This window comes from Prescottella defluvii (assembly GCF_000738775.1).
Lineage (GTDB): Bacteria > Actinomycetota > Actinomycetes > Mycobacteriales > Mycobacteriaceae > Prescottella > Prescottella defluvii.
Genome location: NZ_JPOC01000051.1, coordinates 23,935 through 50,359, shown reverse-complemented (window position 1 = coordinate 50,359; position 26,425 = coordinate 23,935). Strand labels below are relative to the sequence as shown.

Sequence of the window (26,425 nt, the reverse complement as noted above, 5' to 3'; positions counted from 1 at the left end):
GCCCGGCTCACCCGGCAGGGTCGAGGTCATGACGACACCGGCCTTCTCACACGACTCGCCCTGCCCGCACGACCGGGCCCGGCCCGGCGACAGTGAGATCGGGACCCCACGCGCGGTCCGGATCTCCGACCCCGGCGACCTCATCAGCGCCGTGCCGGCGTTGCTGGGGTTCCATCCTCGCCGCTCACTGGTGGCGATCTGCCTGACCGGAACCAGCGTCGGTGCGGTCATGCGCCACGACCTCGTACTCCACGATCGGGGTGAGGTGAGCCCGGTGATGGGGCTGGTGCTCGAGCAGTTCGCGGCGGTCGGGATCCGGGAGGGCGCCGACCGAGTTCTGGTGGTCGTGGTGGACGATCGGATCCCACCCCGTCCGCGGACCGGTGACCTGGCGCGTCACCGTGCGATCGTCGACCGCTTCCGGGAGTTGTTGCACGCCGGTGGAATCGAGTTGGTGGCGGCGCATCTCGTCCCGGCCGTCCAGGCCGGTGTTCCGTGGCACGATCTCGACGGCGAACGCCGCGGCACCGTGCCGGACCCCAACGCGTCCGCAGTGGCTGCGGCACAGGTGCTCGGGGGCCGCGCGATCCGGGGATCTCGGGAGGAGCTGGAAGCCGTCCTCACCCCGATGCCGTCCGAGCAGGCGTGCATCGCCGAGATCATCGACGCGGCGCGGGAGGCGAAGGTGCGCGGACACGCACTGGCCCGCACGGCATTCGACCCGGACGGTGCCGAACGTGCGGACCTCGAACTCGTCCTGGCCCGCATCGCCGCGCTCGACGCGGGCGCCGAGATCACGCTGCAGGACAGCGCCGACATGGCGCTCGCGCTGGAGAACCCCGACGTCCGGGATGCGTTGCTCGCGCTCGCGGTCGGGGACCACGCCGACGCGGCCGAACAGATGTGGATTCGGCTGGGCCGGACTCTGCCCGACCCCGAACGCGCCGAACCGCTCGCGTTGCTCGGCTACAGCTCGTACGTGCGCGGCGACGGACCGATGGCGGGTGTCGCACTGTGTGCCGCGCTCGAGGCCGACCCAGGGCATCGGCTCGCGAATCTGCTCGACGACGCCCTGCAGGCCGGGATCAGGCCGGGTGCCCTGCGGGATCTGGCCGATCTCGGACATTCGGTGGCACGGGACCTCGGGGTCACAATGCCGTTTCGAGGCGGGCTACCGCCGGGCGGCGTGTGAGCGGTCGCCGAGCGCCTGCAGGTACGTCCATGCGTCTGAGACGATCTCGTCGAGATCGGTGTGAGCGGGCGTCCAGCCGAGCTCGTCGATCGCACGGGCGCTCGACGCGATGAGGACGGCCGGGTCTCCGGCGCGGCGGGGCGCGTCCTCGGCCGCAATGGGCAGTCCGGTCACTCGCTCGCAAGCCGAGATGACCTCGCGGACAGTGAATCCCGCGCCGCTGCCGAGGTTGTAGATCCGGTGTCGACCGGGCTTGGACGACTCGAGTGCGAGCAGGTGGGCCTCCGCGAGATCGAGCACGTGGATGTAGTCCCGTACCGCGGTGCCGTCCTTGGTCGGCCAGTCCGTTCCGAACACCGAGATCTTCTCGCGCTGACCGAGCGCGACCTGGAGCACGAGGGGAATGAGATGCGTCTCCACGACACGGTTCTCGCCCGCGCCCTTGTAGGCGCCGGCGACATTGAAGTAACGCAGGCTGGTCGCCGCGAGGGAATGCGCGTTCGCGTACGAGGTGATCGCGTGGTCGATCGCGAGCTTCGTGGCGCCGTACGGGTTGGTCGGACGGGTCGGATCGTCCTCCGTGATCGGCGTCCGCTCGGGTTCGCCGTAGGTGGCGGCCGTGGACGAGAACACCAGGCGCGCAGTGCCGGACAGTCGCATCGCCTCGAGAAGTGCGAGCGTCGTGACGACGTTGCCCTGCCAGTACTGCTCGGGGCGTTCGACCGACTCGCCGACGAGCGACTGCGCCGCGAAATGCAGCACACCGTCGAATCGTGGTGCGCTGTCGCCGGATCCGAGAACGGACCCGGCGACAGCGGCCACGTCACCTTCGATGAACTCGGCACCGGCCGGCACCGCGTCGGCATTGCCGGTCGACAGGTCGTCGACCACGACCACCTCGTGGCCGCGCTCGAGCAGTACCGTGGCGCACACACTGCCGACGTAGCCGGCACCGCCGGTAACCAGAAGTCTCACCGTTCATCTCCTCTGGCACCGGCGTCGAACCGGCGAAGCGGTCTGTCAGACCTGCTTCACCTGGACGGCGTGGGCCATCTCCTCGGGAAGGTCGAATTCGTCGTGACCGGACACGGTGATCGTCACCGAGCCGGGTCGCGTCTCGACTGTAACCCGGGCGTCGGGAACGACGCCCGCCGCGCGGAGCTGGCCGATCAGTTCGGGGTCGGACTGCACATGCTCGGCGAGACGCCGGACCACGACAGCGGTCGGCTTGCCCGGTGGCAGATCGGTGAGCCGGATCAGCGTTTCCGGTGTGCCGGCCGGGCGGTCGAGTCCCAGTTCGGCAAGCCCGGGGATCGGGTTGCCGTACGGCGACGTCGTCGGGTTGTTGAGCACCTCGACGAGGCGCCGTTCGACGTCCTCGCTCATCACGTGCTCCCACCGGCAGGCCTCGGCATGCACTTGGTCCCAGTCGAGTCCGATGATGTCGACGAGCAATCGCTCGGCGAGACGGTGCTTGCGCATGACCGAGACCGCGAGGTTGCGGCCCTTCTCGGTCAACTCCAGATGACGGTCGCCGGCCACCTGGAGCAGTCCGTCCCGCTCCATTCGGGCAACCGTCTGGCTCACCGTCGGTCCGCTCTGCTCGAGCCGTTCGGCGATCCGCGCGCGGAGCGGGACGACGCCCTCTTCTTCCAAGTCGTAGATCGTCCGGAGATACATCTCCGTGGTGTCGACCAGATCCTTCACTCTTACACCCCTTCGTCCGGAGTGATTCTACCGGGCAAATCCGGTTCCGGGTCCCGCCCGGGAACCAGGCGAGTCCCGTCCGCGGTCGAGGTCCCGAACCGGCCTCCGACACTGCGCCTCGCGCCCGCGGCGTGGGGGCAAGTAACTTGAGTCCATGACCGCGTCGACAGGTCCCGTCGAGGGCATCTCAGCTTCCGGAAGCGACCGCGTCGTCGTGTGGAGTCCGGACTATCTCAGTTACCGCTGGAGTCCCCAGCACCCGATGAATCCGACCCGGCTCGAGTTGACGATGGATCTCGCGCGCGGGCTCGGTCTGGTCGAGGGTGCCGAGGTGGTGCGGCCGGGTGCCGCCACGGACGCCGACCTGCTCCGCATCCACACGCCCGCGTACATCGATGCGGTCAAGCTCGCCGGGTCGGTGCAGGACGGCACGTTGCCCGCCGAGGTGGAGAGCCGACACGGTCTGGGCACCGAGGACAACCCGGTCTTCCCCCGGATGCACGAGGCCAGCGCGATCCTGGCGGGCGGCACCCTGGCGGCGGCGGAGGCGATCGCGTCCGGCCGGGCCCGGCGGGCGGTGAGCATCGGCGGCGGCATGCACCACGCGATGGCGGACTGGGCGTCGGGGTTCTGCGTGTACAACGACGCCGCGATCGCGATCTCGTGGCTGCTCGACAACGGATTCGACCGCATCGCATACGTCGACATCGACGCGCACCACGGCGACGGCGTGCAGCATGCGTTCCTCGGCGATCCGCGGGTGCTGACGGTCTCGATCCACCAGCACCCGGCGACCCTGTGGCCGAACACCGGATGGTCGAGCGAGGTGGGGGCCGGTGCAGCGGAGGGCACGGCCGTCAATCTTCCGGTGCTGCCCGGTACCGGCGATGCGCTGTGGCTCAGGGCATTCCATTCGGTGGTTCCCGCCGCCATCGCGGCCTTCCGGCCGCAGATCGTGATCAGTCAGTGCGGCGCCGACAACCATCGGGAGGACCCGCTGGCGGATCTCGCGCTCACCGTCGACGGGCAGCGTGCGGCGTACCTCGCGATGCGCGACCTCGCGGACCGCTACGCCGAGGGACGGTGGCTCGCGGTCGGCGGCGGCGGCTACGGGCTGATCCGGGTGGTGCCGCGGTCGTGGACCCACCTGATCGCGACCGCGCTCGACCGGGAGATCGACACCGGCGCCGCGATACCCGAGTCGTGGCGTGAGAAAGCGCACAGCCTCGCGCCGAGTGTCGCCCTGCCGACCACGATGGGCGAAGGGGGGGACACGAAGTACCTGCCGTGGGACGGACCCGGAGGTACACCGGAAACGGGTGTCGCCTCGATGGACCGGGCCCTGACCCGGATCGACGCGGCGATCATCGCGACCCGCCGTGCCACGTTCCCGCTGCTCGGCCTCGATCCGGAGGATCCCCGTGACTGACGGCACCGCCAAGGACACCAACGACGTCGACCTCGAACGGGCACGGAGCTTTCCGCGTCACTGGCTCGCGGACGTCCTCGCCTCCGACGGTGGCGTCGTCCACCTGCGGCCGATCGTGCCGGACGACGCCGACAAACTCGTCGAGTTCCACGGCAAGCTGTCCGAACGCACCCGGTACCTGCGCTACTTCGGCCCCTACCCGACGATGTCGAAGCGCGACATCGTCAACTTCACCACGGTCGACCACCGCAACCGCGTCGCGTTCGTCGCGATCCTCGGCGACGAGATCATCGCGGTGGGCCGCTACGAGCGTCTGCTCGACGTGGGCGACGGCCGGTCCGCGGAGGTCGCATTCGTCGTCGCGGACGCGCACCAGGGACGCGGGCTCGGGCCGATCCTGCTCGAGCACCTCGCCGGTGCGGCCGCCGAGAACGGTCTGAACATGTTCGTCGCGGAGGTGCTCGCGGAGAATCGGAACATGGTCTCGGTGTTCCGTGAGGCCGGATACCAGGTGAGCCGGAGCTTCGACGGCGGCGTGCTGCGCCTCGAGTTCGCGATCGACCCCACGGAAGCACTGCTGTCGGTGCGCAATTCCCGCGAGCGTGCCGCCGAGGCCCGCAGCGTCCGCAACGTCCTGAGCCCGCGGTCCGTCGCTGTCATCGGGGCGTCCACCGACAGCTCCAAGGTGGGCAATGCGGTGCTGGTGAACCTGTTGCGGGGCAACTTCTCCGGGCCGGTGTATCCGGTCAACGCCGAGCACCGCTCGGTCCGCGGCGTCCGCGCCTACCCGACGGTGCGTGACATCCCCGACGATGTCGACCTGGCCGTGGTCGCGGTGCCGGCGGAGTCCATCGACGCGGTGCTCGACGACTGCCTCGCGAAGGGTGTCAAGGCCCTGGTGGTGGTGTCGGCGGGATTCAGTGAGACGGGTCCGGACGGACGGCATTCCGAGCGCCGGCTCGTGCACGCCGCGCGGGCACACGGGATGCGGCTCATCGGTCCCAACGCGCTCGGTGTCGCCAACAACGACGTCGCCGTCTCGCTCAATGCGACGCTGGCGCCGGTGCTCCCGGACCCGGGCAAGGTCGGCTTCTTCTGCCAGTCCGGCGCCCTGGGCATCGCGATCCTCGACCAGGCCGCCAAACGTCAACTGGGGCTGTCGACTTTCGTCTCGGCCGGCAATCGGGCGGACGTGTCCGGCAACGACCTGCTGCAGTACTGGGACACCGATCCCGACACCGAGGTGGTGTTGCTGTACCTGGAGAGCTTCGGCAATCCCCGTAAGTTCTCCCGCATCGCCCGGCGGGTGGCCCGGAACAAACCGATCGTCGCGGTCAAGAGTGGACGTCACGCCGTGCCCCCGGCGCTGGCGGCGACCGGCGTCGAGATGGACGACTCGATCGTGCGGGCGCTGTTCGAACAGTCCGGTGTCGTCCAGGTCGGATCGATCTCCCAGCTGTTCGACTGCGCGATGCTCTTCGGCTATCAGCCGCTGCCGGCGGGACCGCGGGTCGCGGTCGTGGGCAACTCGACCGCGCTCGGTGTGCTCGCCTCCGACGCCGCCCGCCGCGAGGGACTGCAGGTGGGCGAACCGGTGGATCTCGGCGCGCAAGCCACCCCCGAGATGTTCGCCGAAGCGGTCTCGCGGGCCCTCGCGTCCTTCGACGTCGACGCGGTCATCGCGGTGTTCGCGCCGCCGGTCGCGGTGGCCGTCGAACCGTACGCGCAGGCGTTGCGCGAGGCGGTCGTCGGTGCGGACAAGCCGATCCTCACGACGTTCCTGGCGACCGAGGGCATGCCCGACGTTCTGGCGGTGCGCGGCCCCGACGGACATCCGACTCGCGGCTCGGTACCCTCGTTCCCCGGCCCGGAACGGGCCGCGTTGGCGCTGGCCCGGGCGTGGCGGTACGCCGCGTGGCGTGGACGCCCGGTGTCGAAGGTGGTGCGCCCCAACGGCATCGACCCGGACCGCGCGAAGCGGCTGGTCGCCGGCTGGCTGGGGGAGTCGAACGGGCGGTGGCTGTCGGACTTCGAGGCGGCGCAACTGCTCGAGTGTTACGGCGTGCACGTCGTGGAGTTCCGCGCGGCCACCACCGAGGCCGAGGCCGTCGAGGCGGCCGATGACCTGGGCTACCCGGTCGCAGTCAAGGCGACCGGTGAACAGTGGCGGCACCGCCCCGACCTCGGCGGCGTGCGCCTGGACCTGGTCGGCCCGGACTCGGTGCGGTTGGCGTACCGCGATCTCGCGGCCGCGTCCGGCGAGCCCCTGCTGCACGTGCAGAAGATGGCGACCAAGGGCATCGGCTGCGTCGTCGGAGTGCAGGACGACCCGTCGTTCGGCTCGCTCATCTCGTTCGGCCTGGCCGGTGTGATCTCCGACCTGTTGGGGGACCGCGCCTACCGCGTGCTGCCCCTGACGGAGGACGAGGCCACCGAACTGATCGACGCGCCCAAGGCGGCACCCCTGCTGTCGGGGTACCGCAGCGCGGTCCCGGTCAACAAGAAGGCGCTCGTGGATCTCGTGCAGCGGGTGTCCGCACTCGCCGACGACATTCCCGAGGTGCGTTCGCTCGCATGTGAACCGGTGCTCGCGTCGGCCCAGGGCGCCGAGGTGACCGATGCGCGGGTACGGATCGGACCGGAGCCGAGCATGGCGGATCTGGGTCCGCGGCGACTTCGGGAGTGGTGAGCCGGGCCGGGCGCCCCGAGCGGCCGGCCGGACAACGCGAGAACCCGGCCGGCCGTGGCCCCGAGGGGGGAGGGACCACGACCGGCCGGGAGGCGGGGAGAGGATCGGTCAGCTGGCGTACGAACGGAGTCGATCGGCGCGCTCACCCTGGCGGAGCTTGCCCATCACCTCGCGCTCGATCTGGCGCACCCGCTCACGCGAGAGGCCGAACAGCTTGCCGATCTGGTCGAGCGTGCGGGGCTGGCCGTCGTCGAGGCCGTAGCGCAGGCGGATCACCTGCTGCTCACGTTCGTCGAGGGTCGCCAGGACGCTGCGGACGTCGCTGTGCAGCAGACCGGCAATGACCGCGTTCTCCGCGGACGTCGCCTCGGAGTCCTCGATGAAGTCGCCCAGCGGGGCCTCCTCGTCGTTGCCGACCGGCATGTCGAGGCTGACCGGGTCGCGGCTGTGATCGAGCAGGTCCGCGATCTTGTGCGCGGGGATGCCCGACTCCTCCGACAGTTCCTCGTCGGTGGCCTCCCGGCCCAACTGCTGGTGCAGTTCCCGCTTGATCCGGGCCAGCTTGTTGACCTGCTCCACGAGGTGGACGGGCAGGCGGATGGTGCGGCTCTGATCTGCCATGCCGCGGGTGATGGCCTGACGGATCCACCACGTCGCGTACGTCGAGAACTTGAAGCCCTTCGCGTAGTCGAACTTCTCCATCGCGCGGATCAGCCCGAGGTTGCCCTCCTGGATGAGATCCAGTAACGGCATGCCGCGTCCGGTGTAGCGCTTCGCGAGCGACACCACCAGTCGCAGGTTCGCCTCGAGGAGGTGGCGTCGGGCGGCCTCGCCGTCACGGATGATCGTGGCGAGATCCCGCTTCTTGACGGCCGTGAGGCGCTTCTTGGTCTCCAGCACGTGCTTGGCGTAGAGCCCAGCCTCGATCCGCCGCGCCAGGTCGACCTCGTCCGCGGCTGTCAGCAGCGCCGTCCGGCCGATCCCGTTCAGGTAGACGCGAACGAGATCCGCGGCCGGGCTCTGGCTGTCGAGATCGGAATCGGCGGTGCGGGGTCGAGTGGTGCTGGGGCTTGTCATGACGTGCCTCCTCGTCGGGGTGTCTCATATGGCTCAACGCTCCGACGGCCCGGGAAAGTTCCCGAGCGGATTCACTGCTGCGGCCCGTGACCTGCGTGTTTCGGGCACATCGCCTGAGAAGTTCCTGAGAAGGTGCGCCCCCGGGAACCGGCGTCAGGCGGGCTCGATCAGCCCGTGTCGCACGAGTGCATGGACCAGCGGTACCGCCGTGGCCGTCAACGACTCCTCGTCCTCACCGTGGGCGAAGGCGAGCAGCGTGATGAGCTCTTCCAACGCCAGTCCGTCGTCCCGCATTCCCGCGAGCAGCGCCGCGGCCAGGTCGTCCACCTCGTGCTGCCACTGCGGCCCGTTGCCGCGATGCACCCGCGCCACCACCTGGTCCCAGCCGTCCTCTCCGGGCAGGTACACCCGCTCCAGGGCGGTGTCGGGCCGGACCGCGAACCGTGCCGACATGACATCGTGATCGCGCAGCCACGCGAGACGCTCGAAGTAGGCGAGGGCCTCGTCGCCGAGCGGATCGGTGAAGCCGTGACGGAGGTCCTCGCACAGGATGTCCGACGGCTCGTCCGTGCGTCGCAGGTAGACGAATCCGAAGCCGACGCCCTCGACGTCAGCCTGCTCGAGGTGGTCGAGCCAGCCCTGCGCGCGGGCCTGCACGGCCGGGTCCCGGGGGTCGCCGCCGCCGTCGCGCAGCCACGTGCCGACATACAGTGCCGGGTCGGCGACGTCGCGCTGGACGATCCACGCGTCGATCCCGTGCGCCGGCAGCCACGACGAGATCCGGTGTCGCCAGTCCTCGCCCTCGACGTGCAGCCACGACGCCAACAGCGCCGCCGTGCCGCCCGGGTTCAGGAACTCCGCGGCCCGGGAGATCATCAGCTCGCTCGCCCCGTCCAGGTCCAGTCCCGAGTCGCGGTAGCTGTTGACGACACGGGCCTCGCTCACGACGAACGGTGGATTCGCGACCACCTGATCGAAGGTCCGGCCCGCGACCGGCTCGAACCACGAGCCCTCGAGGAGTTCGAAGTCGAGGCCGTTGAGCGCCGCGGTCGCCGCGGTCAGATCGAGCGCCCGCGGATTGATGTCGGTGGCGGTGACCGTCCCCGCGTAGTCCGCGGCGCGCAGCGCCTGGATGCCGCATCCGGTGCCGACGTCGAGCACCGTGCCGACCGGGCGGGTGGGGGTGCCCCGCAGCAGCGACAGCGACGCGTGGCCGACACCGATGACGTGGTCGTCGGCGGTCGGCCGGGCTCGCATCGAGCCGTCGAGATCCGAGATCACCCACCGGTTCCCGGTGCCCAGGTCGAGCGGGCGGAGGTCGAGTTCGGCGCGCACCGTCTCGCCGCTGCGCGACAGCAGTCCGGCCGCCACCGCGTCGTCCAGCGTGAGCGGCGCGAGCGCGGCCGCGACGTCGGTGGCGTCGCAGTTGTCCCCGAGCAGGAACAGCCGCACGAGCTGGCCCAGATCGCCGCCGTTCACGGTGGCGCGGCGGACCGGTACCGGTTCGTGCCGATCGAGCGCGGCGTGGGCGTCGGCACCGAGGAGGTCGAGAATCGAGTCGGTGTCGAATGCGCAGCGCGTCAGCGCCTCGCGCAGCGGGCCGCAGATGGAGAGCAGGAGGTCACGGGTCACGGGAGCATTCTTGCAGCCCTCTGCGTACCGTCACCGGGGCGGACGACCGAGGCCGGTCAGCCCTCGATCGTGCGGTTGGGCCTGGCTTCGAGTGCGTGCGCGGTGTCCCGGTGGTCGTACCTGCTCGGCTCGTCCTTCGTCCGCGGGGGCCGGTCGTTCGCGATGAGCACCGCGATCCAGGGCAGCGGGACGGAGCCGGCGATGATGCCCACCGAGATCCAGGCGTTCCCGAACGCGGCGTACGCGACGGCCGCGAGTATCAGCGCCGGGAAGCGGAACGCCATGATCGTCAGGTACTTCCGGACTCGCGCTCGGTGCTGATCTTCGAAGGACTGTGCGGCCTCGGTGATCAACGCCGGGTTGCGGGGTGTTCCGCTCTCGGCCGACTCGCCGAACCCCGATGTTCTTGCCATGGGTTCCACTGTTCCACTCTCGCGACGCAATTGCACACGCGGTTGCGGCATTATTGGAATGTGAGCACTTTGACGAAGGAACGTCCCGACACCACCACCGACGAGACGACCGACGACGACACCCCGAAATTCTTCCATTACGTGAAGAAGAACAAGATCGCCGAGAGTGCCGTGATGGGCACCCACGTCGTGGCCCTGTGCGGCGAGGTGTTTCCGGTCACCAAGTCCGCGAAGCCGGGTTCGCCGGTATGCCCCGAGTGCAAGAAGGTCTACGACGGATTGCGCAAGGGCGACTGACCGGCCGGGTCATCGGTGGGTGCGTCGGTGGGTGCGTCGGACTCCGGCGCGTCCACCGATCCGCACGCCGTCGACTCCGGCTGTGATCGATCCGACGTGAACCGGATCGGGCCTGTCGTGAGCCGTCGTGTCAGATTCGTCACCGGTCCCGCGTCCTCGGACGCGTCGATCGCGGCCTGAGCGGCGATCCAGTCGCGTACCTGTTCCATGCGGGTCGCGCGCGCCGGCCAGAACTCCTGGATCGTGGCGTTGAACTCGGCGCCGAGCACGACGGCGAAGCCGAGGAAGAACGTGAAGAGCAGGAAGGCGATCGGCGTCGCGAGCGCACCGTAGGTGTAGCCGGTGCCGGCCACCGCGCTCAGATACCAGCGCAGAATCGTGCTGGCAGCCATGAAGAACACGCCCGCGAGCAGGGCACCCCCCAGCAGTCGGTGCCACGGCAGCGAACGCGGCAGCGCCACCTTGTAGAGGGTCGTCAGACCGACGATCAGCAGCAGGCCGACGGCGGGGTAGTAGAACGCATCCACCATCTCCGTCCCGACCGTGTGCCAGGACTCCGGGAGTGCGCGGCCGATCATCGTCGGGCCCAGCGCGACCAGGGGCAGCGTGAAGACCGCGAGAACGAGGAATCCCACGTAGAGCAGTAGCGCGAACACCCGCTGCCACACCGGGTGCCGGGCGTCCTGCTGGCCGTGCGCCTCGACGATCGAGTCGACGAACGTCGAGATCGCCGACGACCCCGCCCACAGCGACAGCAGGAAGCCCACCGAGATGATCTCCGGGCGACCGCGCCCGAGGACGTCGCCGACGGTCGGTTGGATGATCTGGTCGACGACGTTCTCGCTGAACACGGTGTGGCTGAACGTGACGATCTTGGACTGGATGATCTCCACCGTGTTCGGGCCGAACCATCCGCCGATGTAGCCGATGCTGCCCAGCAGTCCCAGCAGCAGCGGCGGCAGCGACAGGGTCTGCCAGAACGCCGCAGTGGCCGACTTGCCGAAGATCGAGTCGTTCCAGGACTTGGACGCCGTCCGCCCGATCACCTGGGCACACCGACGCAGTGGTCGGCGTTTCGTGGCGGTCGGCGTCTCACTCATGATGCTTCCAGGATTCCTGACAATGCGAAGGGATGCCCGGTGGGGCGTCGCCGTGTCGCCGTCGATTCTGTCACCCCGCCGACCCACGGGGTCTGTTCAGGATCACTGCCGCGACCGCGCGGCTGATGCGGAATCGGTCGGTCCCGGGCGCTAGGCTCCTCGGGGTCGTCACCCGCGGGCGACGACCCCGAGGCAGAGTTCGAGCAGCGGCGAGAACCCCGTCAGCGAAGCAAGGAGTGGCAACAACTGTGCGAAGCCAGTGGCGAGGTGCGATGTGAGCGCTGAACCCGGAAGTGTCGAAACTGCGCCAGCTCCCACCGGCTCCCTCCGAGCGTGGCAGCGTCGTGCCCTGACCAGATATCTGGCGACCAAACCACGCGACTTCCTCGCCGTCGCGACGCCCGGCGCCGGCAAGACGACCTTCGCGCTGCGGGTGGCGTCGGAACTGCTGCGGGACCGTACCGTCGACCAGATCACCGTCGTCGCGCCCACCGAGCACCTCAAGCACCAGTGGGCTGAGTCCGCGGCCCGCAACGGCATCGCACTGGACTCGAACTTCTCGAACTCGACGGGGCAGACGTCGTCGGACTACCACGGTGTCGTGGTCACGTACGCACAGGTCGCCTCGCACCCGTTCAAGCATCGGGTCCGGACCGAGGCCCGCCGGACGCTGGTGATCCTGGACGAGATCCACCACGGCGGTGACGCGAAGAGCTGGGGTGAGGCCATCCGCGAGGCGTACGGCGACGCGACCCGCCGCCTCGCGCTCACCGGTACCCCGTTCCGCAGCGACGACAGCGCGATCCCGTTCGTGACGTACGAGCCCGACAACGAGGGCCTGATGCGTTCGAAGGCGGACCATTCGTACGGCTACGCCGATGCGCTCGCGGACGGCGTCGTCCGTCCCGTGGTGTTCCTCGCCTACTCGGGGGAGGCCCGCTGGCGCAACAACGCCGGCGAGGAGTTCGCGGCCCGGCTCGGCGAGCCACTGAGCGCCGAGCAGACGGCCCGCGCGTGGCGCACGGCACTCGATCCCGCGGGCGACTGGATCCCGGCGGTCCTGACCGCCGCCAACACCCGGCTCGGCCAGCTCCGCTCCGGCGGGATGCCCGACGCGGGTGGACTGATCATCGCGACGGACCAGACGGTGGCCCGGGCGTACGCGAAGACCCTCGAGACGATCACGGGCGAGGCGCCGGCACTGGTGCTGTCGGACGACCCGACGGCGTCGAACCGGATCGCGGAGTTCGCCAAGAGCACGCAGGCGTGGATGGTGGCGGTCCGCATGGTGTCCGAGGGCGTCGACGTGCCGCGGTTGGCGGTCGGCGTCTACGCGACCAGCGCATCCACGCCGCTGTACTTCGCGCAGGCCATCGGTCGGTTCGTGCGGTCGCGGACCAAGGGCGAGACGGCCAGTGTGTTCCTGCCGTCCGTGCCGGTGCTGCTGGACCTCGCGAGTCAGCTCGAGGCGCAGCGTGACCACATTCTCGGTAAGCCGCACCGGGAGAAGGACGGTCTCGACGACGACCTGCTCGCCGACGCGAACAAGCAGAAGGACGAGCTCGGCGAGGAGGAGAAGGCGTTCACGTCGCTGGGCGCGGACGCCGAACTGGATCAGGTGATCTACGACGGCTCCTCGTTCGGGACCGCGACGTTCTCCGGGTCCGACGAGGAGGCCGACTATCTCGGGCTGCCCGGGCTGCTCGACGCCGAGCAGATGCGAGCGCTCCTGCGCCAGCGTCAGCAGGAGCAACTCGACAAGCCCGCGGCCGCGGCGGCCGCCCCGCACGTTCCGGTTCCTCAGGTGGCCGAGCGGGTGGCGTCCGCGGGGCAGTTGGCGAGCCTGCGTCGCGAACTGAACTCGCTGGTGGCGATGCACCACCATCGGACCGGCAAGCCGCACGGCGTCATCCACGGCGAACTGCGGCGTGTGTGCGGTGGCCCGCCGACCGCGATCGCCACCGTCGACCAGCTCACCGACCGCATCGCGACGCTCCGGCAGTGGTAGTCGAGGGTCGTTGAGGGTAGTTCGTCCCGGAACGCCGAAGCGGGTGACCACCGATGGTGGTCACCCGCTTCGGGAACTGGGGACGGACGGACGTCCGCCCGGAGGCTGACGCGCTAGACGGTCGCTTCGGAAGACTCGGTGTCGCTCACGATGGTGGCGTTCATCTCACGAAGGCGATCTGCATGCTCGTTGGCGTGGTGCTGGCAGAAGAGAAGCTCTCCTCCGCTCGCGAGCACGGCGCGCACGCGGGCTCCTGCGCTGCACCGGTCGCACCGGTCGGCAGCGGTCAACGGGGGGCTGGTCAGTGTTCCGGGCATGACTCCTCCGAACTGGCTGTGGGGCGGTGCCCACTGCCTGGGGTCTTCCGCCGCGTCGGGGGTGACGCGGTAGGTCCACTCTGTCAGACGTTCGACTTGATCGGGTTGTTCCCGATACCTCCTCGGTGTGTCCGCTCTAACACCGACCGCCCTGAACACGCACTATGCGGTTCGGGACGATTCGGGTGTTCGCTGACAGCTGAGTGCTGGTCTATCGTTCGGGGTCTTCCACGGCGGAAAGGGTGACGCATGTCGACATCGGAACGGTCGGAGCAGTTCGCCGACGGGCGCCTGCTGCACCTGTGCGGTACGGCTGAATGGGCCGCGGCGCAGCGCGCCGGCGAGCTGGTCCCCGCGGGCTTCGCCGTCGACGGTTTCGTGCACCTGTCGACGCCCGCACAGGTGCACCTGCCGGCGAACCGGCTCTTCGCCGGACGCCGGGACCTGGTGCTGCTGAGCCTCGACCCCGACAGGCTCGGCGCCGAGGTGCGGTGGGAGCCCGGCGTGCCGTCCGATCCCGCCTCGATGCGGTTCCCGCACCTGTACGGCCCCCTGCCGGTGACCGCGGTCGCCGCGGTGACCGACTACCTCCCGGACGACGCCGGAGTGTTTCCGCCGATCGGTCGGCCGTAGGTCGCCCGGTGGGCGCTACCGTTGAGCCATGAACGTGGAAGTGACCCCGCTGCCCGGTATCGGAGTTCGTAAGGACTTCGCGCTCGTGACGGGCCGACGCATCGGCGTGGTCACCCACCGCGACGGCCGCACCGAGTTGATCGTCTCCAAGCTCGACGACCCGGATGCGTGCATGGCGTCGATTCCGCTCGAATCCGACGAGGCGTCGGTGCTGGCGAACCTCCTGGGGGCACCGCAGCTCGTCGCCCAGTTGCGTGAGGAGCATCGCGACCTGCCCGGAATCAGCACCCGCCAGATACCGATCACCGAGAACTCGCCCTGGGACGGCAGGACCCTTGGCGAGACCGCGATGCGGACCCGCACCGGGGTGTCGGTCGTCGCGGTCATGCGCGCCGGCCAGGTGGCGCCCTCACCCAACCCCGACTTCACCTTCACGGAGGGTGACCTGCTGGTCGCGGTCGGAACGCAGGAGGGCCTCGAGCACGCGGCCAAGATCCTCGCGCACGGCTGATCCCGACGCGGCGCCCACACGATGACCGGAACCTCCCTGGCGCTCGTCGAACTCGGCGCGGTCTTCTTCGCTCTCGGCGTCCTCGGTCGACTCGCCGGGCGCATCGGTCTGTCACCGATCCCGCTCTACCTGATCGGCGGCCTGTGCTTCGGTCAGGGCGGGTTCGTCCAGCTCGGGGACATCGGCGAGTTCAGCCACCTCGCGAGCGAGATCGGTGTCGTGCTGCTGCTGTTGCTGCTGGGCCTCGAATACACCGCCGCCGAGTTGGTGACCGGGCTACGGCGCTCCTGGATGGCCGGGGTCGTCGACCTGGCCCTCAACGCGCTTCCAGGTGCGATCATGGCGCTGATGCTGGGCTGGGGCCTGGTGGGGGCGCTCGTGCTCGGCGGCGTGACCTACATATCGTCGTCCGGCATCATCGCCAAAGTGCTCGGCGACCTGGGACGTCTCGGCAACCGCGAGACACCGATCGTGCTGTCGATCCTGGTGTTCGAGGACCTCGCGATGGCCGTGTACCTGCCCATCCTGACAGCCGTCCTGGCCGGCGTCAGCTTCCTCGGCGGGCTGCAGGCGGTCGGCGTCTCCTTCATGGTCATCACCGCCGTGCTACTGATCGCGCTGCGGTACGGGAACGTCGTGTCGGCCGTCGTCGACAGCCCGGACCGGGAGGTGTTCCTGCTGAAGCTGCTGGGCGCCGCACTGCTCGTCGCGGGGCTGGCGTCGTCGCTGCAGGTCTCCGCGGCGGTCGGTGCCTTCCTGCTCGGTATCGCGATCTCCGGCTCCACAGCGCGCAATGCGACCCGTCTGCTCGAACCGCTGCGGGACCTGTTCGCCGCGATGTTCTTCGTCGTGTTCGGCCTCAACACGGATCCGACGACGATTCCGCCGGTGCTGCTGCCCGCGATCGGGCTCGCTGTCGTGACGACCGCGACGAAGGTCCTCACCGGGTGGTGGGCCGCCGGACGGCAGGGGATCGGTGTGATGGGCCGGGCCCGTGCGGGGGCGGCGCTGATCGCGCGCGGGGAGTTCTCGATCGTCATCGCCGGACTCGCGGTGTCCGCCGGCGCGGTGGAGGGCGAGTTGGCGGCGTTGGCCACGGCGTACGTGCTCCTGATGGCCGTCCTGGGGCCGGTCGGCGCCCGCGTGGCCGAACCGCTGGTTCGGCTGTTCCAGCCGCCCCGACCGAAAGAGGAAGGGGCCCCGAAGGACCCCTTCCTCACGAACTGACCGGAACTCCGCCGACCTCTAGTCGAGGTAGTCGCGCAGCACCTGCGAACGCGACGGGTGGCGCAGCTTGGACATCGTCTTCGATTCGATCTGGCGGATCCGCTCGCGGGTCACGCCGTAGACCTGGCCGATTTCGTCTAAAGTCCGCGGCTGGCCGTCGGTGAGACCGAAGCGCAGACGCACCACGCCGGCCTCGCGCTCGGACAGCGTCTCGAGCACCGACTGCAGCTGATCCTGCAGCAGCGTGAAGCTGACCGCGTCGACCGCGACGACGGCCTCGGAGTCCTCGATGAAGTCGCCGAGCTGGCTGTCGCCCTCGTCGCCGATGGTCTGGTCGAGCGAGATTGGCTCACGCGCGTACTGCTGGATCTCCAGCACCTTCTCCGGCGTGATGTCCATTTCCTTGGCGAGTTCCTCCGGGGTGGGCTCGCGGCCCAGGTCCTGGAGCAGCTCACGCTGGATGCGACCGAGCTTGTTGATGACCTCGACCATGTGCACCGGGATGCGGATGGTGCGGGCCTGGTCGGCCATCGCGCGGGTGATGGCCTGACGGATCCACCACGTGGCGTACGTCGAGAACTTGTAGCCCTTGGTGTAGTCGAACTTCTCGACCGCGCGGATCAGACCCAGGTTGCCTTCCTGGATGAGATCCAGGAACGCCATGCCACGGCCCGTGTACCGCTTGGCCAGCGACACCACGAGGCGCAGGTTGGCCTCGAGCAGGTGGTTCTTGGCGCGGTTGCCGTCGCGGGTGATCCAGTTCATGTTGCGACGGTCGGCGGGGGAGGGCTTCTCGCCCTTCTCGGCCATCTCGGCCATCTTGAAGGTCGCGAACAGGCCGGCCTCGATCCGCTTGGCGAGCTCGACCTCCTCCTCCGCGTTGAGGAGCGCAACCTTGCCGATCTGCTTGAGGTACGCGCGCACCGAGTCGGCGGACGCGGTGAGCTCGGCATCCTTGCGGGCCTGGCGGAGTGCCTCGGACTCCTCCTCGTCCCACACGAAGTCGCCGGACGCCTTGTCCTTCTCGGTGGGCTCGGCGGTCTCCTCGTCGTCTTCCTCGACGACGACGTCCTCGACCTCTTCCTCGACGAGCTCGCCGTCGGCGACCTCGAGATCGGCGATGTCGATGTCCTCGTCCTCGCCGAGGTCGTCGCTGCCCTTGGCGGCCTTGGTGGTCGCCTTCTTGGTGGTCTTCTTCGCGGCCGTCTTCTTGGCGGCGGCCTTCTTCGCGGGCGCCTTCTTGGCGGCGGCCTTCTTCGCGGGCGCCTTCTTGGCCGCGGCCTTCTTCGCGGGAGCCTTCTTGGCGGCGGGCGCGCTACCGGTAGTGGCCTCGGCAGTGGATGCAGGGGTCGCTGATTCGGGTGTGGAATCGGCGGTCTGACGCGTATCGGTGGCTGCCACGTACGCCCTTTCGTGACGGTGTCGTGCGGCGTCACGCCAGAGTGGAATTCCGGCGGAGAGGTCTGTCGGGTTTCGCCGACTCACAGTCGGCCGCTATCCATTGTAACGACAGCTTCGAAATTGTTACGGAGCGATGCCCTTTTCCAGGCTGTTCCGGGTGGACATGGCCGCTCCGACGATCCCCGCGGTGTTGAGAAGTGCGGCGGGAACGACGGGGGTGCGGTTCTCCAGGCGGGGGATCCACTTCTCGTGCTTGCGGCTGATGCCGCCGCCCGCGATGAACAGGTCGGGCCACAGCAGGTCCTCGAACCGGGTCAGCACGCGCGTCACCTCGGCAGCCCACTCCTTGTACGACAGGTCCCGGGTGTCCTTGACCGAGGACGCGGCACGGTGCTCGGCCTCCATGCCGTCGACTTCCATGTGGCCGAACTCGGTGTTGGGGAGCAGGACGCCGTCGTGCAGGACTGCGGAGCCGATGCCGGTGCCGAACGTCAGCAGGACGACGACACCGTCGACGTCCTTGCCGGCGCCGTACCGGTCCTCGGCCAGTCCGGCCGCGTCGGCGTCGTTGAGCACGGTGACGGCGCGGCCGCCCAGAGCCGTGGAGAACAGCGTCCGGGCGTCCGTCCCGATCCACGACGGGTCGATGTTCGCGGCGGTCCGGGCGATCCCGTTCGTGACGACACTGGGCAACGTGACGCCGACCGGCCCGTCCCAGCCGGCCCGGGCGGCGATCTCGGCGACGGTGGCCGCGACGGCGTCGGGGGTCGACGGGTGCGGTGTGGCGATCTTGATCCGCTCCTCGACGAGTTCGCCTGTCCCCAGGTCGACGCGTGCACCCTTGATGCCGCTGCCGCCGACGTCCACTCCGAAGCCGTGTGCACCCACGATCGTCTCCTTCCGCCGAGATGACAGCCTGGGTCGGAACAGTAGTTGGTTCCGGCACGTTCGGCTCCGGGATACGGGTGGTGGGGTGTCGGATGTGTGTGATCCGATACCTCCATGCGTGCCACCGACAGCCTCGCCCACGACTCCGGTTCCATCGACCCGGGAGCCCTCCGCCGCACCGCGATCGAGGTCGCCGAGGCCGCGGCCGCGCACGTGCGGTCCCGTCGTCCGGAGGTGTTCGGCGTCATGGGGGCGGCGGTGCGCGCGGGCGACGGCCGTGCGGTGCAGGCCAAGAGCACACCGACCGATCCGGTGACGATCGTCGACACCGAGACCGAGCAGTTGATCCGGGCACGTCTCGCGGAGCTGCGCCCGCACGACAGCATCCTGGGCGAGGAGGGTGGCGGTGAGGAGCACGGCGTGGCCGGTACCCGTTGGGTCCTCGATCCGATCGACGGAACCGTGAACTTCCTCTACGGCATCCCGGCGTATTCGGTCTCGGTGGCCGCGCAGGTCGACGGCGTCTCGATCGCGGGTGCCGTCGTGGACGTCGCCGGGCGCGTCACCTACTCGGCCGCGCTCGGCGGGGGCGCCTCGTTCAGCGACGCGGACGGCAACACCGGAACACTCTCGTGCAACCCGGTCACCGAGGCGGCCCTGACGCTGTTGGCGACCGGGTTCGGCTACGACGCGCGGCGGCGTGAGGTGCAGGGCCGGCTCATCGGTGAACTGCTTCCCCGGGTCCGCGACATCCGGCGGATCGGTTCGGCCGCCCTCGATCTGTGCATGGTCGCGTCCGGTCGGGTGGACGCGCATTTCGAGCACGGCCTGAACCCGTGGGACTGGGCGGCGGGCGCCCTGATCGCGAGCGAGGCGGGAGCCCGGGTCCACGTCCCGGCGCCCGACACGCGCAGTGCGGCGGGCGAAGTGGTGATCGCGATGGCACCCGGCGTCGCCGACGAACTGGAGGCGGTCTTCCGGTCCGTGGGGGCGTTCGACCCGATCCCGTGATCGGGCCGAACGGTCAGCAGCGAGCGGTGCGGGCCGCGGCGAGCAGCTCCGGGTCGAGCGGGGCAGGCTCGGTGCCCGCCGGCGGATCCTTGAGCGCGTTGAGGACCTCTGCGGCGTCGGCGTTGGGATTGAGCTGCTTGGCGAAGTAGGTACCCAGCGCGAGATCGACGGTGTCGTCGGCGCGTGCGTCCTGGATCAGTTCCGCGCAGGGCGCGACGAGCCACAGCGCGCTCGCCGCAGACAGTCCGTTCGGTCCGAACCGAATCTGGCCGTGGCACTGCAGGTTCTGATCGACGTAGACCGGGTCGTTGCCGACCTGGACGTCGGGTGCGCCCGTGAATCCGTAGTCACGGAGTTGTGTCGCGACGTCGGATGCCTGGCCGCGTTCGCCGTTGGCATTGAAGACGCGGACCCGGGTTGCCGACAGCGCGGCCGGTTCGACGTCGAGGAGCGTATCGCGTCCCACCTTGTCGCCGAGGGGCAGCGGAGCGGGAGCGTCGGCCGCCTTCGGCTGGACCGGCGGGTTGCAGTCCACGGTCGTGGCGTAAACCTCGGGCTTGGTGAGGATCTGGACCCAGACGGCGACGCCCAGGAATGCCAGCACCGAGATCAGGGCGATCACGGGGACCGCGCGGCGGCGGCGGAACGGCCGGCCCTGATCGTCGGTCGAACTGCCGTCGGTGATCAGTGAAACCACGGTGTATGTCGGCCTCTCCGTAGGCGAGAGCGGGGAGTGAACCCGCGAAAAGAAAAGAGTTGGTGTGGTTCCGGCCACCATTTCGGGTGCCGCCGCCGTCCCGCTGCCCACTGTAGATCCCCGGCCGATCACCGTCCGGCACATGGCCGGTGCAGGAATGTCTCGGCTCGGACAGTGGTTGGTGACGATTGACGGACAGTTTCCGGCAGTGTCCGGTTCGGTTGCCACTTTTCCTGGTACGTCGGCTATTGTCTGGCGGCCCCAGTCGTGAGAACACACGATTTCGAGAGGGTCCGGAGAGAACGGAAGGTGAGGTGTAGGTCATGTTTTCCGGAGCGCTTTTCGGGCACTTCCGGGCATCCTGCGGCGTTGTCAGTGCCATAGGAATGGATCTACATCTCTGACGGTTCTCCAGGATCGCCCATCCCGCCAGGGGCGGGCGGCCCGGTCACCGGGGATACACGCAAGAGGACGAGGGGAAGAGGAAATGGCAACCGACTACGACGCACCCAGGCGATCGGAAACCGACGAGGTTTCGGAGGATTCGCTCGAAGAACTGAAGGCACGACGCAACGAGGCGCAGTCGGCAGTCGTCGACGTGGACGAGTCCGACACCGCGGAGTCGTTCGAACTCCCCGGCGCGGACCTGTCCGGCGAAGAACTGTCCGTGCGGGTGGTGCCCAAGCAGGCGGACGAGTTCACCTGCTCGAGCTGCTTCCTGGTTCACCACCGCAGCCGTCTCGCAAGCGAGGAGAACGGCGTCATGATCTGCATGGACTGCGCCGCCTGACACCGGCCCGGAAGCAGACGGACTAGTCCTTCGGGGCTGTCCCGCGGCCGATGGCGGCCAGCAGATCGGCTGGCCGCCTCGTGCTCACCAACCAGTACGGCGTGGGGTCCTCGGGATCGTCGAGGACGATCAGAACGGTCTGCTTGATCCAGGAGCGGTTCTGGACGTACGCAGCCGGATCGAGCTGGCGTCCCATGGCCGCACTCTTCGCCGACGGAGGAATGGTCGCCGTGCGGGCGATGACGGACAACGGCAGATGCGCCCGACCCACCCGCAATTCACCGTCCGGGCCGTCGAACACCTCGATCCGGAGCCGGGACACCCACAGCAGCGCCCACACCGGGAACGGGAACAGTAGGACGTAGGGCAGCCAGGCGCGGACGCCGGGCGACCCCATGTGGATTTCCGCGGCGAGCAGGCCGGCGATGAACAATCCAGCGGGCCACCACCACAACGGCACCCAGAGTCGCTCCGAATAGATCGGGGCGCGGGCATTGTCGGGCGTGGTCGCTGCGGGCTGAGACGATTCGGACACGTAGTCCAGAGTAGTCTCGGTGCACGTGAGCGATCTTCCTGCCATTGCGCTGAAGCGACTGGACCCCGGTATCCCGATTCCCCAGCGCGCGCACGACGGTGATGCCGGCGTCGATCTGTGCACCACCAGCGATGTCACGATCGAGCCGGGCCGCCGCGTCCTGGTCGGCACGGGCGTCGCGGTCGCGCTGCCGATCGGTACGGTCGGTCTGATCCATCCTCGTTCCGGGCTGGCCGCCAAGACCGGTCTCTCCATCGTCAACACCCCCGGCACCATCGACGCCGGCTACCGCGGAGAGATCAAGGTCTGCCTGATCAATCACGACCTCGAAACACCGATCGAACTGCGTCGCGGTGACCGTATCGCGCAGTTGGTGGTGCAGCGGGTCGAGTTGGTCGACTTCGTCGAGGTCGATTCGCTGGACGAAACCGTCCGTGGCGCAGGTGGTTACGGGTCCAGTGGAGGCCACGCGAGCCTCGTCGAGCACAATGCCCCTCGAAGTATCGAGGGTATGGAAGGCCGCCCGCACGAGTTGACGCGGCTGCCGAGGGAAGGGGCCTGATCATGTTCGGACGTCGCAAGAAGAACGAAGCCGACCAGTCGGAGACGGTCGATGCTGCGGATCTCGCCGAGACCGGGACGCCGGACGCTGCCGCCGACCCGGACGTGCCTGTCGGCGCGCTCGACGGAGGTCCCTACGACGTCACCGATCTGCCGGAGGGCGAGGAGCCCGCGGCGACGCGGCTCGATCTCGGCTCGGTGCTGTTGCCGATGCCGGAAGGTGCGCAGCTCCAGGTCGAGATGTCGCCGGAGGGCGCCCCGCAGGCGGTGCACCTGGTCACCGAGCACGGTCGCATCACGGTCTCCGCGTACGCCGCCCCCAAGTCGCCCGGGCAGTGGCGCGAGGTCGCAGCCGAGCTCGCCGAATCGCTGCGTGCCGACAACGCGGAGGTCAGCATCGAGAGCGGCCCGTGGGGCCGTGAGGTCGCCGCGACCACCCCGAACGCCGACCTGCGCTTCATCGGTGTCGACGGCCATCGCTGGATGCTCCGGTGCGTCGTGGCCGGACCGGCCGGCGCGGTGGCGGCCGGTGCTCCGCTCGTCGCGATCGCCCGCGCGGTCCTGCTCGACACGGTCGTCAATCGGGGCACCGAGCCGCATCCGGTGCGGACCCCGCTGTCGGTGGTCCTGCCGCAGCCGCTCGTCGACCAGCTGGTGGCTGCCCACCAGCAGCAGCTGGCGGCTCAGCAGCAGGCGCAGCTCGCGGCCATGGACCAGGCCCACCAGCAGACCCAGCCGCAGACCCAGCAGCAGGCCGTGCCGCCCGCGCCGGAGCCCGCGTCCCCGAACGGGTCCGAGCCGCCCCGGCGTGGGGAGTCCGGGTCGGCGATGCAGCAGCTCGGCCTGTAGAAACTCGAGCAACTCGAGCGGCTCGAGCCCCTCGGCCTCCACCGGCCGAGGCTCAGCCGATCCGGGTGAGCGCGGCGACGCACCCCTGTCCCAGGACCCCCGGGTCCTGGCCGATCTCCTGCAGTGTGAGTTCGGTCAGTTCGCTGTGGGGGAGCGTCGCCGCCCACTCCTTCGCCACCGTCAACGGGTGGACGGCATCGTCGACCGCCGCCGTGATACCCACGGGTACGCGGATGCCGGCGAGCGTCGCCGGGTCGGGCGCGTGATATCCGGCAGCCTCCTCCAGCGCGATCGGCAGATCGGGCCACTGGCTGCGCCAGGACCGGGTCAGTTCGTCGGCGAGCCAGGGTGGGCTCGACGCCGTCATCTGCGCGGTCACCGCCGCGAGTCCGTGCGCCCGCAGCTGCGCCGCGGTGAACGTCGCACTCGCGGCCGCGGGCGCGTCGTGCGGTGATCCGGTCCAGGCCGGCAGCGCGGCCAGCACCGCGGCGACACGTCCGGGGTTGTCCGCCGCCCACGCCAGGGCCACGGCCGCCCCGATCGACACGCCCCCGACCACGATCCGGCCGTGCTCGTGGGCCGCACGGTCCATGGCGTCGCGGTAGCTCGCGACGATCGCGCGCGGATCCGGTTCGACCGCCGTCGTCGCGACGCCGACCTGAGTCAGCGCGCGCCGGAAGGCGCGGTCCGCGAAGTCCGCATCCGACCCGGTCCCCGGGAGTACGACGGCCATTTCGGGCCAGGTTCGTGACTGCATGAACTGATCTTGCACTGCCCGGTTCGTGGGAGTTCAGCACGGCGGTGGGTTTCGGATCGCTTTGGGGTTACAGTGGCCCTCGTACGGCCTTCGTACAGCCCTATCGCGCGGCGTGAAGATACGCCGCCATTTGTCCAGGAGCATGCTATGGCCCCCGCCGCGGCAGGTTACTTTCGTCGGCTCACTCGCAGACTCACCGAGGATCTCGAGCAGTTGGACGCCGAGGAGATGGTGGAGACCGCACAGGCATCGGGCGCCAAGCGTGCCAGTGACTGTGCGCGCGGTGAGGAGGTCACGATCCTCGGTCGCCTGCGCAGTGTCGAAGCGTGTCCGAAGTCCGCGAACGCCAGTGTCCAGGCGGAGTTCTTCGACGGAACAGATCCGGTCACCCTGGTCTGGATCGGCCGTCGACGGATTCCCGGGATCGAGCCGGGCAAGACTCTGATGGTGCGGGGCCGGATCGGCGACCGCGGCGGTCAGAAGGTGATCTTCAATCCGTACTACGAGCTCCGCGGCGATTCCTGAGCGACGTCGGGTGCACTGCACCCCGGCCCGTCGTGGGGCGGGCGTCGGCGCGGTGCCGCCGGGATGTGGCAGTCTCGTCGCGTGACCGAAACGAAGCAGCAGACGATCCTCGAACAGCTCGGTGGACTCAGCGGGCTGGTCTACTCGTCGTTGCCGATCGTGGTTTTCGTGCCGGCGAACAGCCTGTGGGGCCTGGCACCGGCCGTGTGGATCGCGCTCGGTGTGGCCGCGGCCATCCTGGTGTGGCGAATGGTCCGTCGCAGTCCCGTGCAGCCCGCGATCTCGGGTTTCCTCGGCGTCGGCGTCTGCGCCTTCATCGCCTACCGCACTGGTGACGCGAAGGGCTACTTCCTCTTCGGGATCTACACCAGTCTGGTGTACGCCGCCGCGTTCGTCGTGTCGATTCTGGTGCGGTGGCCGCTCGTCGGCGTGGTCTGGGGATACCTCAACGGGCACCGCAACGCGTGGCGTGCACACAAGGGTGCGGTGCGCGCGTACGACATCGCCACGGTTGCGTGGGCACTGGTCTTCGGTGCCCGGTATCTGGTTCAGTCCCAGCTCTACGATGCCGATCAGACGGGGTGGCTCGCCGTCGCCCGGATCGGGATGGGCTGGCCGCTGACCGGTCTGGTGCTGCTCGTGACGATCTGGGCCGTGCGCCGCGCGGATCGGATCGTGGAGCCGGCGGTCGAACCGGTCGAGCAGGGGGCCGCCGGCGGCAAGTCCGCCGAGGGCCCCGTCGCCGGCGCGTCAGATGTCGATCGCGGCGCGTAGTTCGTCCTCGACCTCGCTCGCCGCGACGAACAGCAACTCGTCGCCGCCCTCGACCGGGTCGTCGGGCTGGGGGACGATCACCCGACCGCCACGCAGGATCGTCACCAGCGCGACGTCACGCGGGAGCCGGATCCTGCGGACCGGCTTGCCGGCGAGCGGGGTGTTGTCGGGCAGGGTGATCTCGACGAGATTCGCCTGACCCTGGCGGAAGGTCATCAGCCGGACGAGATCGCCGACGGTGACCGCCTCCTCGACGAGCGAAGCCAGCATGCGCGGTGTCGACACCGCGACGTCCACGCCCCACGACTCGTCGAACAGCCATTCGTTGCGGGGATCGTTGACGCGGGCGACGACCCGCCCCACCCCGAACTCGGTCTTCGCGAGCAGGCTCAACACGATGTTGGCCTTGTCGTCGCCGGTGGCCGCGATCACGACGTCGTAGGTCTCGAGCTGTGCAGCCTCGAGCAGGCTGAGTTCGCACGCGTCGGCGTGCATCCACTCGGCCTGCGGGATCACCTCGGGCTCGACGTGTTCGAGCTTGCGTTCGAGCAGCATGACGTGATGGTTGCTGCGGACGAGTTCGCGGGCGATGGAGCGGCCTACGGCGCCGGCTCCTGCGATGGCCACTCTCATCGGAGGTTTCCAATCGGGTAGTCGATCGAGAAGGGAGTCATTGACCGCTCGTTGACCGGTCGTCTCGGGGTGTCAGTCGTCGGACGGCGGGGGATTGCCGGCCAGGGCGACGGCCTCGGCGACGGTGCCCGCCACCGCGGCGACATACACCTGGTCCTGGGACTGGATGACGGTCTTGCGGTCGGGGAGGATGCCCGATCCGAAACGGATGACGAACGAGACGCGGGAGTTGGTCGCGGCCTCGAGTTCGGCGATGTTGCGGCCGACCCAGTCCTCGTGGAAGGGCAGTTCGGTCACGACCACCGTGCCGGACGGGTCCCGCCACTTCGAGATCTCGTCGTCCTGCGCGAGGGCGAGCATGAAGCGATCGGTGGTCCACGGCACGGTGGCGATGGTGGGGATGCCGAGACGTTCGTACACCGCGGCGCGCTTGGCGTCGTAGATCCGGGCGACGACGCGGTCCACACCGAACGTCTCGCGGGCGACGCGCGCGGAGATGATGTTCGAGTTGTCGCCGGAGGACACGGCGGCGAATGCCTCGGCACGCTCGATCCCGGCCCGGACCAGCACGTCGCGGTCGAATCCCATCCCCACAACGGTGTGCCCGGTGAAGTCGGCTCCGAGTCGGAGGAAGGAACTCGCGTCGCGGTCGATGACGGCCACCTCGTGGCCGATTCGGCTCAGTGCGGTAGCGAGGGACGAGCCGACCCGGCCGCATCCCATGACTACTACGTACACCTGTCCACTCCGTTCATCGGATTCGCGCCCGGAC

At 69.2% G+C, this 26,425-nt stretch carries 28 protein-coding genes; 14 read left to right on the top strand and 14 right to left on the bottom strand.

The window, feature by feature from the left end:
- The first annotated feature begins 28 nt into the window (after positions 1-28).
- A complete protein-coding gene (locus IJ15_RS0117965; RefSeq protein WP_031939732.1) occupies positions 29-1,192 on the top strand; it encodes a DUF4192 domain-containing protein in 1,164 nt (387 codons plus the stop codon).
- Here IJ15_RS0117965 and galE read toward each other — a convergent pair.
- Positions 1,172-2,167, bottom strand: coding sequence for a UDP-glucose 4-epimerase GalE (gene galE / locus IJ15_RS0117960; RefSeq protein WP_031939731.1), 996 nt, complete (start codon positions 2,165-2,167; stop codon positions 1,172-1,174). The two genes, IJ15_RS0117965 and galE, sit on opposite strands and share 21 nt — an antisense overlap.
- Positions 2,168-2,212: 45 nt before the next feature.
- Complete coding sequence (locus IJ15_RS0117955) at positions 2,213-2,899, bottom strand: metal-dependent transcriptional regulator (protein WP_031939730.1); 687 nt, start codon at positions 2,897-2,899, stop codon at positions 2,213-2,215.
- A gap of 154 nt (positions 2,900-3,053) precedes the next feature.
- On the opposite strand from IJ15_RS0117955, the gene IJ15_RS0117950 reads away from it, so the two are divergent.
- Together IJ15_RS0117950 and IJ15_RS0117945 are read left to right on the top strand one after the other, a co-directional pair.
- Positions 3,054-4,328, top strand: a complete 1,275-nt coding sequence (locus tag IJ15_RS0117950; RefSeq protein ID WP_031939729.1) for an acetoin utilization protein AcuC — start codon at positions 3,054-3,056, stop codon at positions 4,326-4,328.
- Positions 4,321-7,017, top strand: coding sequence for a bifunctional acetate--CoA ligase family protein/GNAT family N-acetyltransferase (locus tag IJ15_RS0117945; protein ID WP_031939728.1), 2,697 nt, complete (start codon positions 4,321-4,323; stop codon positions 7,015-7,017). Before IJ15_RS0117950 ends, IJ15_RS0117945 begins: the two co-directional genes overlap by 8 nt.
- Positions 7,018-7,125: 108 nt before the next feature.
- On the opposite strand, the gene IJ15_RS0117940 is transcribed toward IJ15_RS0117945, so the two are convergent.
- From IJ15_RS0117940 to IJ15_RS0117930, 3 genes are all read right to left on the bottom strand, one after another.
- Positions 7,126-8,094 (bottom strand): sigma-70 family RNA polymerase sigma factor, encoded by a 969-nt coding sequence (locus tag IJ15_RS0117940; protein ID WP_031939727.1) that lies wholly within the window; start codon positions 8,092-8,094, stop codon positions 7,126-7,128.
- Positions 8,095-8,247: 153 nt separating this feature from the next.
- Positions 8,248-9,726: a DUF7782 domain-containing protein gene (locus tag IJ15_RS0117935; RefSeq protein WP_031939726.1), complete on the bottom strand. Its 1,479-nt coding sequence runs from the start codon at positions 9,724-9,726 to the stop codon at positions 8,248-8,250.
- Between the two features lie 56 nt (positions 9,727-9,782).
- Positions 9,783-10,139 carry a DUF3099 domain-containing protein gene (locus tag IJ15_RS0117930; protein ID WP_031939725.1) on the bottom strand — a complete coding sequence of 119 codons (357 nt, stop codon included), beginning with the start codon at positions 10,137-10,139 and terminating at the stop codon, positions 9,783-9,785.
- A gap of 60 nt (positions 10,140-10,199) precedes the next feature.
- Between IJ15_RS0117930 and IJ15_RS0117925 the strand changes: the two genes are divergently transcribed.
- Entirely contained in the window at positions 10,200-10,436 is a 237-nt protein-coding gene (locus IJ15_RS0117925; protein ID WP_031939724.1) for a DUF3039 domain-containing protein, read from the top strand.
- On the opposite strand, the gene IJ15_RS0117920 is transcribed toward IJ15_RS0117925, so the two are convergent.
- On the bottom strand, positions 10,409-11,536 hold the full coding sequence (locus IJ15_RS0117920) for a YihY/virulence factor BrkB family protein (protein WP_031939723.1): 1,128 nt from the start codon (positions 11,534-11,536) through the stop codon (positions 10,409-10,411). The two genes, IJ15_RS0117925 and IJ15_RS0117920, sit on opposite strands and share 28 nt — an antisense overlap.
- 274 nt (positions 11,537-11,810) lie before the next feature.
- Here IJ15_RS0117920 and IJ15_RS0117915 point away from each other — a divergent pair, with 274 nt between their 5' ends.
- Positions 11,811-13,544 carry a DEAD/DEAH box helicase gene (locus IJ15_RS0117915; protein WP_031939722.1) on the top strand — a complete coding sequence of 578 codons (1,734 nt, stop codon included), beginning with the start codon at positions 11,811-11,813 and terminating at the stop codon, positions 13,542-13,544.
- A gap of 113 nt (positions 13,545-13,657) precedes the next feature.
- Here the strand turns inward: IJ15_RS0117915 and IJ15_RS0117910 are convergent, their stop codons facing one another.
- Positions 13,658-13,861 (bottom strand): DUF7455 domain-containing protein, encoded by a 204-nt coding sequence (locus IJ15_RS0117910; RefSeq protein WP_031939721.1) that lies wholly within the window; start codon positions 13,859-13,861, stop codon positions 13,658-13,660.
- Positions 13,862-14,110: 249 nt separating this feature from the next.
- Between IJ15_RS0117910 and IJ15_RS0117905 the strand changes: the two genes are divergently transcribed.
- The 3 genes from IJ15_RS0117905 to IJ15_RS0117895 are packed head-to-tail and all read left to right on the top strand — an operon-like array spanning position 14,111 to position 16,232.
- A complete protein-coding gene (locus IJ15_RS0117905) occupies positions 14,111-14,494 on the top strand; it encodes a DUF952 domain-containing protein (protein ID WP_031939720.1) in 384 nt (127 codons plus the stop codon).
- A gap of 28 nt (positions 14,495-14,522) precedes the next feature.
- Positions 14,523-15,005 (top strand): cation:proton antiporter regulatory subunit, encoded by a 483-nt coding sequence (locus IJ15_RS0117900; protein WP_031939719.1) that lies wholly within the window; start codon positions 14,523-14,525, stop codon positions 15,003-15,005.
- Positions 15,006-15,026: 21 nt separating this feature from the next.
- Entirely contained in the window at positions 15,027-16,232 is a 1,206-nt protein-coding gene (locus IJ15_RS0117895) for a cation:proton antiporter (protein WP_031939718.1), read from the top strand.
- Positions 16,233-16,250: 18 nt separating this feature from the next.
- Here the strand turns inward: IJ15_RS0117895 and IJ15_RS0117890 are convergent, their stop codons facing one another.
- Together IJ15_RS0117890 and ppgK are read right to left on the bottom strand one after the other, a co-directional pair.
- A complete protein-coding gene (locus IJ15_RS0117890) occupies positions 16,251-17,633 on the bottom strand; it encodes an RNA polymerase sigma factor (RefSeq protein WP_031939717.1) in 1,383 nt (460 codons plus the stop codon).
- A gap of 123 nt (positions 17,634-17,756) precedes the next feature.
- Positions 17,757-18,524, bottom strand: a complete 768-nt coding sequence (gene ppgK, locus IJ15_RS0117885) for a polyphosphate--glucose phosphotransferase (RefSeq protein ID WP_031939716.1) — start codon at positions 18,522-18,524, stop codon at positions 17,757-17,759.
- Between the two features lie 111 nt (positions 18,525-18,635).
- Between ppgK and IJ15_RS0117880 the strand changes: the two genes are divergently transcribed.
- Positions 18,636-19,532 carry an inositol monophosphatase family protein gene (locus IJ15_RS0117880; RefSeq protein WP_051919144.1) on the top strand — a complete coding sequence of 299 codons (897 nt, stop codon included), beginning with the start codon at positions 18,636-18,638 and terminating at the stop codon, positions 19,530-19,532.
- 13 nt (positions 19,533-19,545) lie between these two features.
- Here IJ15_RS0117880 and cei read toward each other — a convergent pair whose 3' ends face one another.
- Positions 19,546-20,229: an envelope integrity protein Cei gene (gene cei / locus IJ15_RS0117875; protein WP_031939714.1), complete on the bottom strand. Its 684-nt coding sequence runs from the start codon at positions 20,227-20,229 to the stop codon at positions 19,546-19,548.
- Between the two features lie 487 nt (positions 20,230-20,716).
- Between cei and IJ15_RS0117870 the strand changes: the two genes are divergently transcribed.
- On the top strand, positions 20,717-21,019 hold the full coding sequence (locus IJ15_RS0117870) for a DUF4193 domain-containing protein (protein WP_031939713.1): 303 nt from the start codon (positions 20,717-20,719) through the stop codon (positions 21,017-21,019).
- Between the two features lie 22 nt (positions 21,020-21,041).
- Here the strand turns inward: IJ15_RS0117870 and IJ15_RS0117865 are convergent, their stop codons facing one another.
- Positions 21,042-21,599: a DUF3093 domain-containing protein gene (locus tag IJ15_RS0117865; protein WP_407984092.1), complete on the bottom strand. Its 558-nt coding sequence runs from the start codon at positions 21,597-21,599 to the stop codon at positions 21,042-21,044.
- Here IJ15_RS0117865 and dut point away from each other — a divergent pair.
- Together dut and IJ15_RS0117855 are read left to right on the top strand one after the other, a co-directional pair.
- Positions 21,574-22,116: a dUTP diphosphatase gene (gene dut, locus IJ15_RS0117860; RefSeq protein ID WP_031939711.1), complete on the top strand. Its 543-nt coding sequence runs from the start codon at positions 21,574-21,576 to the stop codon at positions 22,114-22,116. The two genes, IJ15_RS0117865 and dut, sit on opposite strands and share 26 nt — an antisense overlap.
- Before the next feature lie 2 nt (positions 22,117-22,118).
- On the top strand, positions 22,119-22,964 hold the full coding sequence (locus IJ15_RS0117855; RefSeq protein ID WP_031939710.1) for a DUF3710 domain-containing protein: 846 nt from the start codon (positions 22,119-22,121) through the stop codon (positions 22,962-22,964).
- 52 nt (positions 22,965-23,016) lie between these two features.
- Here the strand turns inward: IJ15_RS0117855 and IJ15_RS0117850 are convergent, their stop codons facing one another.
- Positions 23,017-23,721: a hypothetical protein gene (locus IJ15_RS0117850; RefSeq protein ID WP_031939709.1), complete on the bottom strand. Its 705-nt coding sequence runs from the start codon at positions 23,719-23,721 to the stop codon at positions 23,017-23,019.
- Between the two features lie 147 nt (positions 23,722-23,868).
- Here IJ15_RS0117850 and IJ15_RS0117845 point away from each other — a divergent pair, with 147 nt between their 5' ends.
- Positions 23,869-24,246: an OB-fold nucleic acid binding domain-containing protein gene (locus IJ15_RS0117845; protein WP_031939708.1), complete on the top strand. Its 378-nt coding sequence runs from the start codon at positions 23,869-23,871 to the stop codon at positions 24,244-24,246.
- Between the two features lie 81 nt (positions 24,247-24,327).
- On the top strand, positions 24,328-25,020 hold the full coding sequence (locus IJ15_RS0117840) for a DUF3159 domain-containing protein (protein ID WP_231569579.1): 693 nt from the start codon (positions 24,328-24,330) through the stop codon (positions 25,018-25,020).
- Here the strand turns inward: IJ15_RS0117840 and IJ15_RS0117835 are convergent.
- Both IJ15_RS0117835 and IJ15_RS0117830 read right to left on the bottom strand, forming a co-directional pair.
- On the bottom strand, positions 24,997-25,653 hold the full coding sequence (locus IJ15_RS0117835; protein ID WP_031939706.1) for a potassium channel family protein: 657 nt from the start codon (positions 25,651-25,653) through the stop codon (positions 24,997-24,999). The two genes, IJ15_RS0117840 and IJ15_RS0117835, sit on opposite strands and share 24 nt — an antisense overlap.
- A gap of 72 nt (positions 25,654-25,725) precedes the next feature.
- Positions 25,726-26,391, bottom strand: a complete 666-nt coding sequence (locus IJ15_RS0117830) for a potassium channel family protein (RefSeq protein ID WP_031939705.1) — start codon at positions 26,389-26,391, stop codon at positions 25,726-25,728.
- Positions 26,392-26,425 lie beyond the last annotated feature (34 nt).

Coding starts and splice junctions, on each gene's coding strand:
- IJ15_RS0117965 (WP_031939732.1), top strand. CDS start 29: ATGACGACACCGGCCTTCTCACACGACTCGCCCTGCCCGCACGACCGG.
- IJ15_RS0117950 (WP_031939729.1), top strand. CDS start 3,054: ATGACCGCGTCGACAGGTCCCGTCGAGGGCATCTCAGCTTCCGGAAGC.
- IJ15_RS0117940 (WP_031939727.1), bottom strand. CDS start 8,094: ATGACAAGCCCCAGCACCACTCGACCCCGCACCGCCGATTCCGATCTC.
- IJ15_RS0117930 (WP_031939725.1), bottom strand. CDS start 10,139: ATGGCAAGAACATCGGGGTTCGGCGAGTCGGCCGAGAGCGGAACACCC.
- IJ15_RS0117920 (WP_031939723.1), bottom strand. CDS start 11,536: ATGAGTGAGACGCCGACCGCCACGAAACGCCGACCACTGCGTCGGTGT.
- IJ15_RS0117910 (WP_031939721.1), bottom strand. CDS start 13,861: ATGCCCGGAACACTGACCAGCCCCCCGTTGACCGCTGCCGACCGGTGC.
- IJ15_RS0117905 (WP_031939720.1), top strand. CDS start 14,111: ATGTCGACATCGGAACGGTCGGAGCAGTTCGCCGACGGGCGCCTGCTG.
- IJ15_RS0117900 (WP_031939719.1), top strand. CDS start 14,523: ATGAACGTGGAAGTGACCCCGCTGCCCGGTATCGGAGTTCGTAAGGAC.
- IJ15_RS0117895 (WP_031939718.1), top strand. CDS start 15,027: ATGACCGGAACCTCCCTGGCGCTCGTCGAACTCGGCGCGGTCTTCTTC.
- IJ15_RS0117880 (WP_051919144.1), top strand. CDS start 18,636: ATGCGTGCCACCGACAGCCTCGCCCACGACTCCGGTTCCATCGACCCG.
- IJ15_RS0117870 (WP_031939713.1), top strand. CDS start 20,717: ATGGCAACCGACTACGACGCACCCAGGCGATCGGAAACCGACGAGGTT.
- IJ15_RS0117865 (WP_407984092.1), bottom strand. CDS start 21,599: ATGGCAGGAAGATCGCTCACGTGCACCGAGACTACTCTGGACTACGTG.
- IJ15_RS0117855 (WP_031939710.1), top strand. CDS start 22,119: ATGTTCGGACGTCGCAAGAAGAACGAAGCCGACCAGTCGGAGACGGTC.
- IJ15_RS0117850 (WP_031939709.1), bottom strand. CDS start 23,721: ATGCAGTCACGAACCTGGCCCGAAATGGCCGTCGTACTCCCGGGGACC.
- IJ15_RS0117845 (WP_031939708.1), top strand. CDS start 23,869: ATGGCCCCCGCCGCGGCAGGTTACTTTCGTCGGCTCACTCGCAGACTC.
- IJ15_RS0117835 (WP_031939706.1), bottom strand. CDS start 25,653: ATGAGAGTGGCCATCGCAGGAGCCGGCGCCGTAGGCCGCTCCATCGCC.